The 15,105-nt window shown below is 66.3% G+C and carries 16 protein-coding genes; 6 read left to right on the top strand and 10 right to left on the bottom strand.

Going from position 1 to position 15,105, the window contains the following annotated elements; genetic code table 11:
• Positions 1 to 134 precede the first annotated feature (134 nt).
• Positions 135 to 716: a DedA family protein gene (locus CAG11_RS04270; RefSeq protein WP_085594943.1), complete on the top strand. Its 582-nt coding sequence runs from the start codon at positions 135 to 137 to the stop codon at positions 714 to 716.
• A gap of 120 nt (positions 717 to 836) precedes the next feature.
• On the top strand, positions 837 to 2,084 hold the full coding sequence (locus CAG11_RS04265) for an aspartate aminotransferase family protein (RefSeq protein WP_085594941.1): 1,248 nt from the start codon (positions 837 to 839) through the stop codon (positions 2,082 to 2,084).
• A gap of 25 nt (positions 2,085 to 2,109) precedes the next feature.
• Here the strand turns inward: CAG11_RS04265 and CAG11_RS04260 are convergent, their stop codons facing one another.
• The 3 genes from CAG11_RS04260 to CAG11_RS04250 form a co-directional block, all read right to left on the bottom strand.
• The gene (locus CAG11_RS04260) at positions 2,110 to 2,694 is read right to left on the bottom strand and encodes a hypothetical protein (RefSeq protein ID WP_022640740.1); all 585 of its coding nucleotides are present in this window, start codon (positions 2,692 to 2,694) and stop codon (positions 2,110 to 2,112) included.
• A 4-nt stretch (positions 2,695 to 2,698) separates the two neighbouring features.
• Positions 2,699 to 3,142, bottom strand: coding sequence for a DUF3592 domain-containing protein (locus tag CAG11_RS04255; RefSeq protein WP_022640741.1), 444 nt, complete (start codon positions 3,140 to 3,142; stop codon positions 2,699 to 2,701).
• 146 nt (positions 3,143 to 3,288) lie between these two features.
• Positions 3,289 to 4,119, bottom strand: a complete 831-nt coding sequence (locus CAG11_RS04250) for an amidohydrolase family protein (protein ID WP_085594939.1) — start codon at positions 4,117 to 4,119, stop codon at positions 3,289 to 3,291.
• Positions 4,120 to 4,289: 170 nt separating this feature from the next.
• Here CAG11_RS04250 and CAG11_RS04245 point away from each other — a divergent pair, with 170 nt between their 5' ends.
• Positions 4,290 to 4,685, top strand: coding sequence for a GNAT family N-acetyltransferase (locus CAG11_RS04245; RefSeq protein ID WP_085594937.1), 396 nt, complete (start codon positions 4,290 to 4,292; stop codon positions 4,683 to 4,685).
• A gap of 35 nt (positions 4,686 to 4,720) precedes the next feature.
• Positions 4,721 to 5,350: an SMI1/KNR4 family protein gene (locus tag CAG11_RS04240; RefSeq protein ID WP_085594935.1), complete on the top strand. Its 630-nt coding sequence runs from the start codon at positions 4,721 to 4,723 to the stop codon at positions 5,348 to 5,350.
• A gap of 24 nt (positions 5,351 to 5,374) precedes the next feature.
• Here the strand turns inward: CAG11_RS04240 and msrA are convergent, their stop codons facing one another.
• From msrA to msrB, 3 genes are all read right to left on the bottom strand, one after another.
• Positions 5,375 to 6,073, bottom strand: coding sequence for a peptide-methionine (S)-S-oxide reductase MsrA (gene msrA, locus CAG11_RS04235; protein ID WP_085594933.1), 699 nt, complete (start codon positions 6,071 to 6,073; stop codon positions 5,375 to 5,377).
• A gap of 87 nt (positions 6,074 to 6,160) precedes the next feature.
• Positions 6,161 to 7,939 carry a cytochrome c biogenesis protein DipZ gene (locus CAG11_RS04230; RefSeq protein WP_085594931.1) on the bottom strand — a complete coding sequence of 593 codons (1,779 nt, stop codon included), beginning with the start codon at positions 7,937 to 7,939 and terminating at the stop codon, positions 6,161 to 6,163.
• Between the two features lie 31 nt (positions 7,940 to 7,970).
• Positions 7,971 to 8,489, bottom strand: a complete 519-nt coding sequence (msrB, locus tag CAG11_RS04225; protein WP_085594929.1) for a peptide-methionine (R)-S-oxide reductase MsrB — start codon at positions 8,487 to 8,489, stop codon at positions 7,971 to 7,973.
• Positions 8,490 to 8,639: 150 nt separating this feature from the next.
• Here msrB and CAG11_RS04220 point away from each other — a divergent pair, with 150 nt between their 5' ends.
• The gene (locus CAG11_RS04220) at positions 8,640 to 9,353 is read left to right on the top strand and encodes a response regulator transcription factor (protein ID WP_085594927.1); all 714 of its coding nucleotides are present in this window, start codon (positions 8,640 to 8,642) and stop codon (positions 9,351 to 9,353) included.
• Positions 9,350 to 10,858, top strand: coding sequence for a HAMP domain-containing sensor histidine kinase (locus CAG11_RS04215; protein WP_085594925.1), 1,509 nt, complete (start codon positions 9,350 to 9,352; stop codon positions 10,856 to 10,858). The genes CAG11_RS04220 and CAG11_RS04215 overlap by 4 nt, the downstream gene beginning before the upstream one ends.
• Before the next feature lie 137 nt (positions 10,859 to 10,995).
• On the opposite strand, the gene CAG11_RS04210 is transcribed toward CAG11_RS04215, so the two are convergent.
• From CAG11_RS04210 to CAG11_RS04195, 4 genes are all read right to left on the bottom strand, one after another.
• Complete coding sequence (locus CAG11_RS04210; RefSeq protein WP_085594923.1) at positions 10,996 to 11,793, bottom strand: GNAT family N-acetyltransferase; 798 nt, start codon at positions 11,791 to 11,793, stop codon at positions 10,996 to 10,998.
• 1 nt (position 11,794) lies between these two features.
• Positions 11,795 to 12,274 carry an HIT family protein gene (locus CAG11_RS04205; RefSeq protein ID WP_085594921.1) on the bottom strand — a complete coding sequence of 160 codons (480 nt, stop codon included), beginning with the start codon at positions 12,272 to 12,274 and terminating at the stop codon, positions 11,795 to 11,797.
• 106 nt (positions 12,275 to 12,380) lie between these two features.
• Positions 12,381 to 13,988, bottom strand: coding sequence for a 5-guanidino-2-oxopentanoate decarboxylase (locus tag CAG11_RS04200; RefSeq protein ID WP_085594919.1), 1,608 nt, complete (start codon positions 13,986 to 13,988; stop codon positions 12,381 to 12,383).
• Positions 13,989 to 14,109: 121 nt separating this feature from the next.
• Positions 14,110 to 15,030 carry a LysR substrate-binding domain-containing protein gene (locus CAG11_RS04195; RefSeq protein WP_085594917.1) on the bottom strand — a complete coding sequence of 307 codons (921 nt, stop codon included), beginning with the start codon at positions 15,028 to 15,030 and terminating at the stop codon, positions 14,110 to 14,112.
• Positions 15,031 to 15,105: the final 75 nt, after the last annotated feature.

Here is a 15,105-nt window from a genome sequence, read left to right as displayed (position 1 = left end):
GAAGCAAAGGGATATGTCAAAGGTATATCCCTTACGCTCAGCCATCGCCGACCGAACGCTTCAATCCGGTAGCACTCGAAGCAGGATGGCGGATCGAAGCCATGACCCACCTCGAACGTACACAAGGGATAGCCATGCTCGAACACCTGGACCTCAACGCCTTGATCGCCACCTACGGCTACTGGGTGATCTTCGTCGGTTGCCTGCTGGAGGGCGAGACTGTGTTGATCCTCGGTGGCATGGCGGCGCACCAGGGCAACCTGGAGTGGCCCCAGGTGCTCGGCCTGGCCACCCTCGGCGGCATCCTCGGCGACCAACTGCTGTTCTGGACCGGTCGCTACTCCGGTGCCCGGATACTGCCCAGGCTCAAGCGCCACCAGGCCGCCATCGAGCGGGTCAAGGGCCTGATCGAGCGCTATCCCCTGACCTCGGTGTTCGCCGTGCGCTTTCTTTATGGCATGCGCCTGGTAGGACCGATGGTCATCGGCGCCAGCGGCCTGGCACCCTGGCGCTTTGCTTTGCTCAATGTGCTCGGGGCCGCAGTCTGGGCCATGTTGTTCGTCGGGGCTGGCTATTGGGCCGGCGAGGCCTTGCAGCATTTTTTCGGCGACCTGAAGCCCTATCGCCTGCCGATCTTCCTCGGCGTGGTGGCCCTGCTGGCGCTCGCCGCCCTGGTGCGCCACCTGCGTAACCGCCACAAGGCGCAAAGGTCCTGAGCAGGAGGCAAAGACCAGATCGGGAAATTTCATACTGACCCGGCGACTTTATTTCGTTTGTCCCAGGCGGCCGAGGCCGGCTTAGATAACGGCTCGTTCCCGGCATCCAGAGCCCATCCCATGAGCCACCAGAACATCAGCCGTTCGATCGCCACCGTCCATCCGATCCAGCTCAGCCACGGGCGCAACGCCGAAGTCTGGGACACCCAGGGCAAGCGCTACATCGACTTCGTCGGCGGCATTGGCGTACTCAACCTCGGGCACTGCCATCCGCGTATCGTCGCGGCCATCCAGGCCCAGGCCAGCCGCCTCACCCACTACGCCTTCAACGCCGCTGCCCACGCGCCCTACCTTGAGTTCATGGAGCGCCTGGCCAGCTTCATCCCGGTGAACTATCCAGTCAGCGGCATGCTCACCAACAGTGGCGCCGAAGCAGCGGAAAACGCCTTGAAGATCGTCCGCGCCGCGACCGGGCGCAGCGCCGTGATCGCCTTCGATGGTGGCTTCCATGGCCGTACCCTGGCCACCCTCAACCTCAACGGCAAGGTCGCCCCCTACAAGCAGAAGGTCGGCGTGCTACCGGGGCCCGTGTACCACCTGCCCTACCCCAGCGCCGACAACGGCGTGAGTGCCGAAGAAGCCTTGAAGGCCATGCAACGGTTGTTCAGCGTGGAGATCGATGTCGGCGAGGTGGCCTGCTTCATCTTCGAGCCAGTACAGGGCGAAGGCGGCTTCCTGGCTCTGGACCCGGGGTTCGCCCAGGCCCTGCGTCGCTTGTGCGACGAGCAGCGGATCCTCCTGGTGGCCGACGAGATCCAGTCCGGCTTTGGCCGCACCGGCCAGCGTTTCGGCTTTTCCCGGCTGGGTATCGAACCGGACCTGATCCTCTTGGGCAAGAGCATCGGCGGCGGGCTGCCCCTGGGCGCGGTGGTGGGTCGCCAGGAGCTGCTGGACAGCCTGCCCCGAGGCGGCCTGGGGGGCACCTATTCGGGCAACCCGATCGCTTGCGCCGCGGCCCTGGCGACCCTGGAGGAAATGACCGACGAGCATCTGCAAGCCTGGGGCGAGGTCCAGGAACGAGCGATTGTCGAGCGTTACCGGCACTGGAAGTCCAGTGGCCTGTGCCGCTACCTGGGGCGCTTGACCGGGGTCGGCGCCATGCGCGGAATCGAGCTGCTGGATGAGCAGGGCGCGCCAGCGTCGGAGCCGTTGAACAATCTGCTGGCCAGCGCCCGGGAAGCCGGCCTGCTGCTGATGCCCAGCGGCAAGTCACGGCATATCGTGCGCCTGTTGGCGCCCCTGACCACGGAAGCGGAAGTCTTCGAAGAGGGGCTGGATATTCTCCAGCAATGCCTGGCGCGCCTGTGACTCCAGGCGCCCCGGACAGAAAGGGCTAGAACAGGTAGCCCATGTAGATCGCCGCACCGCCGCCGGCTTGCAGGCCGGCGTTCATCCCGGCCATGACTACCGCACCCTTGGCCGACTGCAGCAGTTGGCGGTTGACCGTGGTAGCCGCGAAAATCGAGGCCGCAGTGGAATTCACCGCTACCGCCAGGGCCAGCAGCTTGGGGTCCAGGCCGAACAGCAAGGCCGTGGCCGAACCACCCACCCCCAGCCCGGCACCGACTTCGGTGTACAGGCAAGGGCCGGTGATGTCGTCGCTGGTCAGGTCGCGGCTGGCCAGGGCGTCGGAAACGAACACCTTGCCGGTGCTGGGAAAGGCTTCGGCAGCACCGGCGCCACCGACGGTCTTGCCCTTGATCCGGATATTGACCTTGCCGAAGCGCGGCAGGCGAGCGCCGAACCCTACCCCCACCCCAAGGCCGCCATAGTGGTAGTGCACATCCTCGCCCTGGGGCGAGCGCAGTACCAGGGAAGCGCCGCTGCCAGCCAGCAGGGCCACGGTCAGGCCGCCGCCACTGGCGGTCTGGTACTGCCAGCGACTCTCGTTGACCGGGATCGGGATGTCATAGCTCATGGGTTCAAAGTCCTTTTAATGGTTGTGCGGCGCGACGCCCGCGCTGGCTGGCGATGCCGATGAGGCCGGCAATGACGAACACCAGGCCGATCAGGCCCAGCACGCCCGGGGTGGCCCAGAGAGCGGCCGGATCGTCGATGACCGCACTGTTGGCCGCGCGGTCGGGCTGGTAGTAGACCCGGACCGGCTGGTCTTTCTGGTAGCCGAAGATGAAGCCGCCCTGGGGATAGGAGATCTTCTCCCCACTGGCCGTGGTGAAGGCGATCTCGGGGTGCGAGCCGCCGGCATTCAGGTCGCTGACGATGCCGTCGGCGGTCTGGGCGCTGGCGAGGAATTCGCGGCGGTCGAGGGCAAGGTTGCCGGCGATGACCAGCAGGCCGATGCCGATCAGGGCGAACAGCAGACCCTGGAGGATCTTGCCGAGGCGTGACGGGGTGGAGTTAGCCATGGGCTGTCTCGATATTCGTCCGTGAATGGGGAGGCCAAGATTACAAGAAACCTCGAGCCAGAAAAACCGCTGCCAAGGTGCGCGCACCGTTCGCCAGCGGACCCGGGCCGCCCAGGGTCACGGCCATGTGCGCCTGCGGGAGGCGACTACAAACCGAAAACCCGGCGGGCATTGTCCTGGAGGAATTTGTCCGCGATTGGCGGCGGAAGTTCCAGGGCCTGGACCTGCTCCAGGCATTTTTTCAGCGACAGCTGGGGGAAGTTGCTGCCGAACAAGACCTTGTCCTGGCCGTAGGTGCGGATGAAATGCAGTAGCTGCGGCGGGTAGTAGGCCGGCAGGTAGGCCGAGGTATCGATGTGGATATTGTCGTGCTTCCAGGCCAGGCCGATCATCTCGTCGGTCCAGGGATGGCCGATGTGCCCGCCGATGATCACCAGCTCGGGAAAGTCCAGGGCCACCTCGTCCAGGTAGGGCACCGGCCGCCCGGTCTCCGAGGGCATCAGCGGGCCGGTATGACCGACCTGGGTACAGAAGGGAATCCCCAGCTCGATGCACTTGGCGTACAGCGGGTAGTACAAGCGGTGGTTGGGCGGCAGCTTCCATAGCCAGGGCACGATGCGCAGGGCCTTGCAACCCAGCTCGCCCACCGCCCGATCGAGTTCGGCCAGGGCGGCCATGGGCCGGCTCAGGTCCACCGTGGCCACGCCGACGAAACGCTCGGGAAAGGCCCGGGTATAGGCCGCCACTTCATCGTTGCTGAACACCCAGCCCTCGGGCCGGCACCAGGCGCTGAGCATGAGCTTTTCCACTCCGGCCTGATCCATCAGCGCCACGGTCTGCTCGATGCTCACCGGCTGGTCGAGCAGGTGCGCCGAGCCGGACTTCTCGAACAGCCGGGCGACTTCCGGCAACAGCGCCCGCGCGCGGCCATTGGCCGGCTGCGCCCAGGCATCGATGGCTCCCAGTTTCACGGTCATGCTTGCGTCCCTCCAGGCAGATCCAAGTCCAGGCACCACGCTACGCCTGGCGCCAGCCGGCAACAATGTTCGCAATGCTCGCCCGGCTTGACCGAAGCGTTCAGCCGCGCTTGACGAATAACCCGCCGGCGGGATGCAATCCGCGATCGCTACCCATTGGAGACATGCCCATGCTGATCCGCGACGCCCGGGCCGAGGACTGCGAAGCCCTGTGGCAATTTCTCGCGGACAACGGCTGGGGCCATCGCATTGGTACCCGCGAGTACTTCAGCCAGTTGCTGGCCAACTCCCAGCGCACGGCAGTGGCCCTGCACGACAACAGCATCATCGGTTTTGCCCGCGGCCTCAGCGATGGGCTCTCCAACGGCTACCTGTCCATGGTGGTGGTTGCCCAGCAACATCGGCGGCAAGGTACAGGCCGGGCCCTGGTGCACTGGGTGATGGGCGACAACCCGCAGATCACCTGGGTCCTGCGCGCCGGTCGTCCTGGAGCGGCGCAGTTCTTCCGCTCGATGGGCTTCGAGCCCTCGGACATCGCCATGGAGCGCAAGCGCCATAGCGCCTGATCGCCCTTCACCTGCCGCTCACCCAAGGAGCCCTCATGTCAGAACAACACGACACCAACGCCGACTGGCCACCGGCCGGCTGCCCGCCCCTGGCCTGGCCGGACCTGCCCGATCAGGCCACGCGCCTGGCCTGGTACCGGGCGGCGATTGGCGCCTACGGCGCGCTATGGGAAGGACACATCAACGAACCCGAGCTGACACCCGTCAGCGAAGACGCCTTGCAGGCCCTGGAACAGCGCCTGGGCTGCCCGCTGCCACTGGCGCTGCGCGACTACCACCGCCAGCTGGGGGTGCTGTCCCTGGCCGAGACCCTGTGCAGCGTCGAGCCCGGCGACATCTCGATCCAGCCTCTGCTGGAGGCCTACCCCGGCATCGTCGAGATCGACGAGCAATACCTGGACCTGGCACTGGCGCAAAGGCTGGTGGCCTTCGGCGACTACCTGGGCAACGGCAACCTGTTCTGCTTCGAGCGCGACACCGGCGCGGTCTACTATTTCGACCACGATAGCGGCATGGCCTTGACGCCTTTCTTCGATTCGCCGCAGGACTACCTGGACGCGCTGATGCTGCTGTGCCTGGCCGAGGTACATGACGACGATGACGGCGTCGAAGCGCTGATCAGCCAGCGCTATGGCGAGGATCTGCTACGCAAGTGGCGCTACTGACCTCCCCGCCCTCAAGATCGGTCATCAACCGCCAGTCTTCACCCGTATCGGCTGTTCCTGGTAACGCTCGGGAAACAGCTGCTTGAGGTGCGCCACCTTGGGCAGGTCATTGATCACGATGTAGGGATAGCCAGGGTGCTCGGCAAGAAAATCCTGGTGATAGGCCTCCGCCGGGTAAAAAGTCTGGTCCGGTTCCAGGCGGGTGGCAATGGGCTTGGCGAACGCCCGTCCTGCATCGAGCTGGGCGATGTAGGCCTGGGCCACCCGTTGTTGCTCGGGCGTCTGCGGGAACAGCGCCGAGCGGTACTGGGGGCCGCTGTCCGGCCCCTGGCGATTGAGTTCGGTAGGGTCGTGGGCCACCGAGAAGTAGATCTGCAGCAAGCTGCCATAGCTGACCTGGGCCGGGTCGAAGGTCACCTGCACCGACTCGGCATGCCCGGTGTCACCTTCGCTGACCCGCTGGTAGTCCGCCGTCTGCGCCGCGCCCCCGGCATAACCGGACACCGCGCGCTGCACGCCTTTGACATGGGCGAACACGCCCTGCACACCCCAGAAGCAACCACCGGCAAATACCGCCGTCTCGCTAGGGGCCGGATTGCGTTCATCCAGCGCTGGCGGTGCGATCACCACCGCGTCACCGGTACCACCAAGGGAAAAGGCCGAGCACTGCCCCGCCAGCCCCAGCACGGTCATTGCCAGCACTGCACCCAGAATGTTCTTCATACCTGCCTCTCTTGCCATGAGTGAACCTGCAGGTCCGCGCCCGGCCTTTCCACGATCCTGGCCAACCGACTGTCGTGTCCCCACCTTTCAACCAAAAGTGAAGGCATAGGCCTGCACCCCTGGTTCGAGAAACTCGATGCTGAAGGTGTGCTCCGCCACATCGCCGGCCTGACGCACCAACTGGTACAGGCGCTGCTCGGTCACCTGGCCGCTGCCGTCGGGCGCCACATCCACGCCGTGGTCCGCCCCCGGTGCCTGGCCGTCGATCAGCACCTTGAAGCGCACCGGCTTGCCATCCACACCCGGACCCAGTACCAGGTGCAGGTCACGGGCGTGAAAGCGGTACACCAGCGCCCCGCCTGGCGCAGTGGATCGAGCACTTTCGGCCCCGACCTTCCACTGCCCGCGCAGGCCCCAGTCGTTCAGCGCCAACTGCGCTGGCACCTCATAGGCCGCGACGGTGTCCGGCGCCAGGCTGGCCTGGGGCACGAAGTTCTCCGAGCGCTGGTAGCCGACGTAGGTTTCCGGCGAGCGCACCTCGTTCATGTCCGCCGCTTGCTGCACCCCCTTGGCCTCGGCCTGGATCAAGCCACCGGCGACTTGGGCATTGCCGGCCTCGCGCAGCAGTTGCTGGATCACTCGCTCAGACTCGGCGTACTCACCCTCGCCGAAGTGCTGGTAGCGAATGCGCCCCTGGGCATCGGCGAAGTAGTGCGCCGGCCAGTACTGGTTGTCGAAGGCACGCCAGATCCGGTAGTCGTTGTCGATGGCCACGGGGTAGTCGATGCCCAAGTCCTTCACGGCCTTGGTGACATTGCCCACGTCCCGTTCGAAGGCGAACTCCGGGGCGTGTACACCGATCACCACCAGCCCCTGGTCGCGGTACTTCTCGGCCCAGGCTTTGACATAGGGCAGGCTGCGCAGGCAGTTGATGCAGGAGTAGGTCCAGAAATCCACCAGTACCACCTTGCCCTTCAGCGCCTCGGCATTCAGGGGGGCCGAGTTGAGCCACTGCACGGCGCCACTCAGCGGCGGCAACTGGCCCTGCACCGGCAGGGCCGGCGCGGACATGGCGCCAGCGGCAGCCATCATTGCGCCGCCGAGGTGATCTTGCGCCTGCATCGCCCCCTCCGGTGCAGCCGCCCCACCCGCCAACCGTCCCACCAGGGCCTGCTCCAGGCCGGCGGTGGAGGCCGTGGAAAGACGCGCGAGAATCCCGGTGTCCCAGCCCATGGCAATGGCCGCGACCCCGGCGAGCATCGCTGCCCCCAGGCCCTTGCGCAGCCATTCACCGGCGCCCAGGGAGCGCTTCATGGCGGCGAACACCTTGCCACCGAGCAACAGCGCCACGGCCAGCGAGGTCGCAGCGCCGCCCGCGTAGGCCAGCAACAGCAGGCTGGTCGCGAGGTTGGCGCCCTGCAATGCCGCTCCGGTCAGCAACAGCCCGAGAATCGGCCCGGCGCACGGCGCCCAGAGCAGGCCGGTGGCAACGCCGATCAACAATGAAGCGCCGGGCCGCGGCCGTGGGTCGTGGCCGGCAGCCTCCGAGAGCCGCCCGCCCACCGCCACCAGCGGCCGGGTCAGGCGCTCGGCCAACCGCGGCAGCAGCAACGTCAGCCCGAACAGTGCTATGCACAGCAACGCGAGCCAGCGACCGTACTGATTGGCTTGCACCACCCAGGCGCCGCCCACCGCCGCCAGGCTCGCGACCACGGCGAAGGTCAGGGCCATGCCCAGCAACAGCGGCAAGCCACTGCGCAAGAACGGCTGGCCGGTGCGAGCGAAGACAAAGGGCAATACCGGCAGAATGCAGGGGCTGACAATGGTCAGCACACCACCGAGATAAGCGAGAAGCAGTAGCCACATGAGGTCATCCTTCTATCGGTGAGAAACAGCATCAGGCCGCTTGTACGGTGAAGTTCATGGCCAGCCCGTTCATGCAGTAGCGCAGGCCGGTAGGCGCCGGGCCATCATCGAATACATGCCCCAGGTGGCCGCCGCAGCGCCGGCAGTGCACTTCGGTGCGCTGCATGCCCAAAGAACGATCGCTGCGCTGCGCCACTGCCTGTTCCAGCGGGGCCCAGAAGCTTGGCCAGCCGGTGTGGCTGTCGAACTTGGTGGCCGAGGAAAACAGCGCCAGCGCACAACCGGCGCAGGCAAAGGTGCCGGCGCGGTGCTCCTCGTTCAGCGGGCTGCTGTAGGCGCGCTCGGTGCCCTCCTGGCGCAATACCCGGTACTGCTCGGGGCTGAGCAAGGTGCGCCATTCAGCGTCGCTGTGACTGACCTCGAAAACCTCGTCGGCCAGCGCCGGTGCGACCAGCGCGTCAACGCCGCCCAAGCGTGGCAGGACCTCCAAGGCCAGGGCCGCCACACCCAGGCCGCCACTGGCCAATAAGAACTGTCGCCGTGAAAACATGGCTGCCTCCCACAATCATCCGCTCTGGTAGTGGGTTGAGCCTAAGCTTGGGCTGATCGCCAAATCCTCACGCACAGTTAAACAATTCGTGATAACTGGCCTCGGCGAAACACCGCACAATGCGCCCATTGCCTAAAGGACCCTGTGTCGATGGAACAAGCCAAACGCGTGCTGGTGGTCGAGGACGACCAGCACATTGCCGAGCTGATTGCGCTGCACTTGCGCGACGAGCAGCTGGAGGTGGTGCACAGTGCCGACGGCACCGAGGGCCTGCGCCTGCTGCAACAGGGCGGCTGGGACGCGCTGATCCTGGACCTGATGCTGCCCGGGGTCGACGGCCTGGAAATCTGCCGCCAGGCCCGGGCCATGACCCGCTACACCCCGATCATCATCACCAGTGCCCGCTCCAGCGAGATGCACCGCATCCTTGGCCTGGAACTGGGCGCCGACGACTACCTGGCCAAGCCGTTCTCGGTGCTCGAGCTGGTGGCCCGGGTCAAGGCGCTGCTGCGCCGGGTCGATGCGCTGGCACGCAACCTCAAGCTGGACAGCGGCAGCCTCGCCCTCGACGGCCTGGCCATCGATCCGCTGACCCGCGACGCCAGCCTGGACGGGCGGCGCCTGGACCTCACGCCGCGGGAGTTCGACCTCCTGTATTTCTTCGCCCGCCAGCCGGGCAAGGTGTTCTCGCGCATGGACCTGCTCAATGCCGTCTGGGGCTACAACCACGAAGGCTACGAGCACACCGTCAACACCCATATCAATCGCTTGCGGGCCAAGATCGAAAGCGACCCGGCACAGCCCGCGCGGATCCTCACGGTCTGGGGCCGCGGCTACAAGTTCGCCGCCCAGGAGCCGACATGAGGCTGACCCTGAGCCAACGCCTGTCCGTGGTGTTCGCCCTGTTGCTGCTAGTGTGCTGCTCCACCTCGGCCTGGCTGCAGGTGCGCTCCAATCGCATGCATGAGCTGGAAGTGGTGCAGGGGTTGTCCCGGGATCTGGCCGGGCATATCGCCCGGGACACCCAACTGATGGATGCCAACGGTCTGATGCCCAACGCCCTGCGTGCGCTGTTCGGCCAGCTGATGCTGGTCAACCCCAGTGTCGAGCTGTACCTGCTGGACAGCCAGGGACGGATAGTCGGCAATGCCGCTCCCGCCGGCCGCCTGCGCCGCGAACAGGTGGACCTGGCGCCAATCCGTCGCCTGCTGGCTGGCGACCCGCTGCCGATCCTTGGCGACGACCCGCGCAGCCAGGATGGGCGCAAGGTGTTCAGCGCAGCGCCGTTGATGGTTGCCGGCAAGCAGGCGGGTTATCTGTACGTGGTGCTGCTCAGCGAGGAACACGACCGCATCGCCGAACGCGGCGCCAATGGCGCGGCGCTGAATATCGCCCTGTGGTCGATCGCCCTGGTGGCGCTGCTGTGCCTGATCGCCGGCCTCACGGCTTTCGCCCTGATCACCCGGCCATTGCGCACCCTCACCGAGCGGGTTGGCCACTTCGACATCGAGGGTGCTTCGCCGCCACTGGAGCCCACGCCACCAGCTCACCCCAAGAACGGTAGCCTGGATGAAATCGCCGTACTCGATGCCACGTTCCGCCAGATGCAAACCCGGCTCAACGAACAGTGGCGCACCCTGACCCGCCAGGATCAGGAGCGCCGCGAGCTGGTGGCGAACATTTCCCACGACCTGCGCACGCCACTGTCGTCCCTGCATGGCTACCTGGAAACCCTGTCGCTCAAGGACGCCAGCCTGAGCCCCGAGGAACGTCGGCGCTACCTGGGCATCGCCCTGGACCAGAGCCGCAAAGTGGGCGGCCTGGCCCAGGCACTGCTGGAACTGGTGCGGCTGGAACATGGTTTCGTCCAGCCGATTCTCGAACCCTTCTCCCTGACCGACCTGTTGCAGGACCTGTTCCAGAAATTCGAACTCACCGCCGAGGCGCGCCAGGTGCGCTTCGAAGCACGTTTCAAGCCGGACACCTGGGTGGTCTGCGCCGACCTCGGGCTGATCGAGCGGGTACTGACCAACCTGTTCGACAACGCCCTGCGCCATACCCCGGCCGGCGGCGAGATCGAAATCAGCCTGCAGGCCGAGGGGCCACAGGTGCAGGTACGAGTCAGCGACAGTGGTCCCGGCATTGCCGAGCACCTGCGCGAAGGCCTGTTCCTGCGCCCCTTCACCATCGGTGGCGCCCGCCGTGACGGCGGCCTGGGCTTGCGCATCGTCCATCGCATCCTGCAATTGCACGGGGTGAGCATCCGCCTGGTGGACGAACCCGGGCGCGGTGCGACCTTCTGCTTTGCCCTGCCGGTGGAGGCGAAAACGGCCGAGGAGTGGGCCAGGCAATCGCGGACAAGCCAATAGCGCTGATTCCGAAACTCATCGCTTCGACCGGTTGCACAAGGCCAAGCCTCGCCCGCTGCCTGCCTGTCGCAAAGCAGCCGGGCTGCCCGTCTTGCCCAAGGGCTCGCCACCCGTTCAGGGCCAGGGCTTCAGCGCTGCTAAGGCGCGGCCCGATACAGGGTTTGCAGGTGGGAAAGGCGCAAGCCGCAGTGTTCCAGGTTGCGCCGGCTTTGCGAGTTCACCAACGCCGTGGCCGCCACACTCCGAGCGCCGAGGGCGACGGCCTGGTGCAACCTGTGGGCGATCAGGGCCCGGTGATGACCCTGGCCGCGCGCAGCCTTGGTGGTAAAGGCGGTGCCCAGGTAGGCCACGCCGTTGTCGGCGATGAACAACGCCGCACCGGCCACCGCGACACCCTGTTCGCGTATCAGGTACAAGTGCCCGCGAGCATCGTCGAGCAAGGCGCCGAAAGCCGCTTGGGTAACCGGCCGGGCAGCCGCGGGTGTGTTGAATGCCTCGCGATGCAGCACACAGAAGCTTTCCAGGGTCGACAGGTCCACTGACTCGATATCCGAACACGCCGGCGGGGACGGGATCGCCTCCACGGGCGCAAGGAATTGCCCATGGGTCCAGCCCTTCAGGCGTTGCAGCAGTTGCCCTTGCAGCTCCAGGGTGGGTGCGATCCTGGCCGATGCGGCGATCAGTGCGATCGCCGGGTTGCAGGCGTTGCAAGCCTGCAGCAGGCTGGCCAGCTTCCCGGCGTCTCGCTCCTGGTCACCGTGCACCCGATTCAGCATCGGGCTGGGATAGTCGGCCACAAGGAACGCACCGCAGCTCGAATCGCCCTGCACGCTTGCCCGATAGGGGTTGCCCGAGATGCTCGCCAGGCCCTCGACCCGGGTGCGCAAGTATTGGTTTTCCGCATGTTCAACGGCCAACGCCTGTGAGCGATCCATATCAGCGGCCTCCCCCGGCCGGCGTCTCGCTGACCCAGGGCACCCGTACCTCGCCAGCGATGAGCGCGGCCTGGCGTTGCAGGGTGTCGACCTTCGCCTTGGGGCCGAACAGCCCGGTGAAGTGCAGCAGCAGGCGAGCGGCGAAACCCAGGCCATCGCCGCTGCGCCGGGGGATCAGGTGCATGTGGGCATGGGGAATATGCTGGTTGGTGGCCCGGCCATCGTTGACCAACAGGTGCGTGCCCTCCACGCCGAATCCGGCACGACGCTGCGCGGCCACCAGGCCATCGAATACCTGGTACAGGTGCTGGCGGACGAAACCGGGCAACTGGTCGAGCTTTTCCACATGGGACCGGGGAATCAGCAGTACATGCCCCTGCCCCAGGGGGTGCACGTCCATGAAGGCCATGCAATGTTCATCGCGGTAGATCACGGCGGCAGGCAAGGCGCCAGCGATAATCTGGCAGAAAATGCAGTTCATCCATGAGTCCTCGAGTGACAAGGTGCGTCCCGGCGAAAACCTGAATGTAACCCAGCTTGTCCCTGCCTGCGCGTTTCTTGCGGCGCCTTGCCGGGGCGCCGGAAAATCAGTCCAGGGCCAGGTAGGCGCCGGCATCGACCTCGATCATCACCGGTTGGCGAGTGCTCGCATGATTCGCCAACAGTTCCTGCAACTGCGCCGGGCTGGCCGCCTGGTGGTAGGCCACATGGCAACTGGCGGCCAGGGCCTGGAAATCCGGAGTGAGGATGTCCACCCCCAGCGGCTGGATGTCCCGGGCATGCATGTAGTCGCGGATCTCGCCATAACACTGGTTGTTCCAGACCAGCAGGATCACGCCGATCTGCGCTTCACAGGCCGCGATCAGCTCGCCGCTGGTGAACTGCAGGCCGCCGTCGCCCACCAGCGCCACCACCGTTCGCCCGGGCTGCGCCAGCTTGGCACCCATGGCCGCCGGCAAGCCGTAGCCCAGGGTGCCGTAGCCACTGCCGGCGTTGAACCAGCTGGCCGGGGCCGGGGCCTGGTAGCCGCACGCGCCCTGGTACACCGGCTGGGTCGAGTCGCCCACCAGGATCGGTGCGTCGAGGTTGTCGCGCAGCAGGTCCAGCAAGCCTTGCAGCCCTCGCTGCCGGGGCGTCCAGCTGGCGCGTTCGGCCTGGTTCACCCGTTGCACGCTGTCCACCGCCCAGCGCCCGCGAGCGCCCTGCGGGGCGACCTGGTCCAGCAGCGCCTGCAAGCCTTGCCGGGCATCGCCCAACAGGGCGACATGGGCCCGTTGCACGCCCATGACCTGCAGCGGATCGATGTCCAGGCGGATCAGCGAACCCTTGAAGCGCAACGGCCCCAGGCCAAAGAAGTCGTAGTCGGTCTCGCCCAGTTCGGTACCCACCGCCAGCACCACGTCGGCTTCGTCGATCAATGCCCGGCCATGGGCCGCCGACTGCACCCCATCGAGCAACAACGGGTGGGCCTGGGGCAGCAGGCCCCGGGCGTTGGTGGTCAGCGCCACCGGGGCTTGCAGGCGCTCGGCCAGTTGCTGCAGCACCTGGGCGCAACCCCGGGCCCCGCCACCGGCGAGGATCAGCGGCCGGTGGGCGGCATCGAGCAGGGCCAGCGCCGCGGCCAGCGAATCCCCGGCCGGAGCCGGTGCGCCGGGCAGGCTGCGCGGCATCAGGTTGAGGTCGACGGCCGGCATCTCCAGCACGTCCAGGGGAATCTCGATGTGCACCGGCCGTGGGCGCGCGCATTTGAACAGGGCAAAGGCCCGGGCCAGGATCTCCGGCAACTCCGCCGGCGACTGCAAGGTATGGCTGAAGGCGCAGACCCCGGCCACCATCGCCCGCTGGTCCGGCAGTTCATGCAGGTGGCCATGGCCCAGGCGCAGGTGCTCACGCCGGTTGACCGTGGAGATCACCAGCATGGGCACCGAGTCGGCGTAGGCCTGGCCCATGGCGGTGAGGATGTTGGTCATGCCCGGGCCGGTGATGATGAAGCACACCCCGGGCTTGCCGCTGGCCCGGGCGTAGCCGTCGGCCATGAACCCCGCGCCCTGTTCGTGGCGCGGGCTGACGTGGCGCAGGCGGCTGCCGTGCAGGCCGCGATACAGCTCCACCGTGTGCACCCCGGGAATCCCGAACACCGTGTCCACGCCATAACCTTCCAGCAAACGAACCAGCGACTGCGCACAGGTGGTCATCGACTACTCCTCTTGTTCTTATGGCGGGCGACACCCTGCGCCCGGCTGATGTCGAGGGACATTAGTCGCAGCCACCGAGGCGCAACAATCGAAAAAAATCCTCGCTATTGATCAATAAAATTCACGCTTTGCCAGCGCGTCGCGGTTCCGGATGCAGGCGGGTGATGCCGTGCAACTGCGACTTGACCCACTCACTGAAGGCCAGCACCACCGGGCGCTCGGCCTTGAGCTGGTCGGCCACCAGGTAGTAGCCGCGGTTGGATTCGATCTCGGTGTCGAACGGCTGCACCAGCAGGCCCTTGGCCAGGGCCTCGCCGCTGAGCAGGTTGTCGCCCATGGCGATGCCCTGGCCGGCGATGCAGGCCGACTGCACGAAGTGCGCATCGGCGAACACTATGCCCCGGCGCACGTCGACGTTCGGCGCCCCGGCCGCCGCCAGCCAGATCCGCCAGTCGGAGTAGTCGATCATGTGCAGCAACAGGGCGTGGTCCAGCGCATCCAGGCTCTTGAGCCCGCCCATGGCGTTCACCAGGCTCGGGCTGCACACCGGGAAATAGCGCAAAGAGACGATCTTCTGCACATGCTGGTTGGGCCAGTCGCCCATGCCGTAGGCGACGAACAGGTCGACGTTGCTGTCGCTGGTATCGCCCGGGGTACGCGGCGATACCAGGTGCAGCTCGATCTGGGGATACAGCGCCTGGAACTCGGCGATATGGGTGCACAGCCAGTAGGTGGCGAACCCTGGCGGGCTGCTGATGCACAGGCGCCCGCTGACTTGCTGGCCGTCCGAACGCTGCCCGGCCTCGAGGATATTGGCCAGCAGCAGGTGGATGTCCCGGGCGTAGCGCTCGCCCTGGTAGGTGATGCGGATGCTGCGGCCCTGGCGCTCGGTCAGGGCGAACCCCAGGGTCTGCTCCAGGCTCTTGATCTGGTGGCTGATGGCGCTGGGGGTCAGGTTCAGCTCGCTGGCGGCTTCGGCGACACTGCCCAGGCGGGCCACCGCATCCAGGGCCCGCAGCGCCGTCATGGAGGGATAACGCATACCGATCGTGCCTCGACTGCAAGAAAACGAGTGGCTGCACCATAGCGATAATCGGCGTGCGGCAATAGCCTTGTC

This window comes from Pseudomonas sp. B6(2017) (genome assembly GCF_002112765.1).
Lineage (GTDB): Bacteria > Pseudomonadota > Gammaproteobacteria > Pseudomonadales > Pseudomonadaceae > Aquipseudomonas > Aquipseudomonas piscis.
The sequence above is the reverse complement of the archived record's forward strand: the minus strand, read 5'-3'. Positions and strand labels throughout refer to the sequence as shown.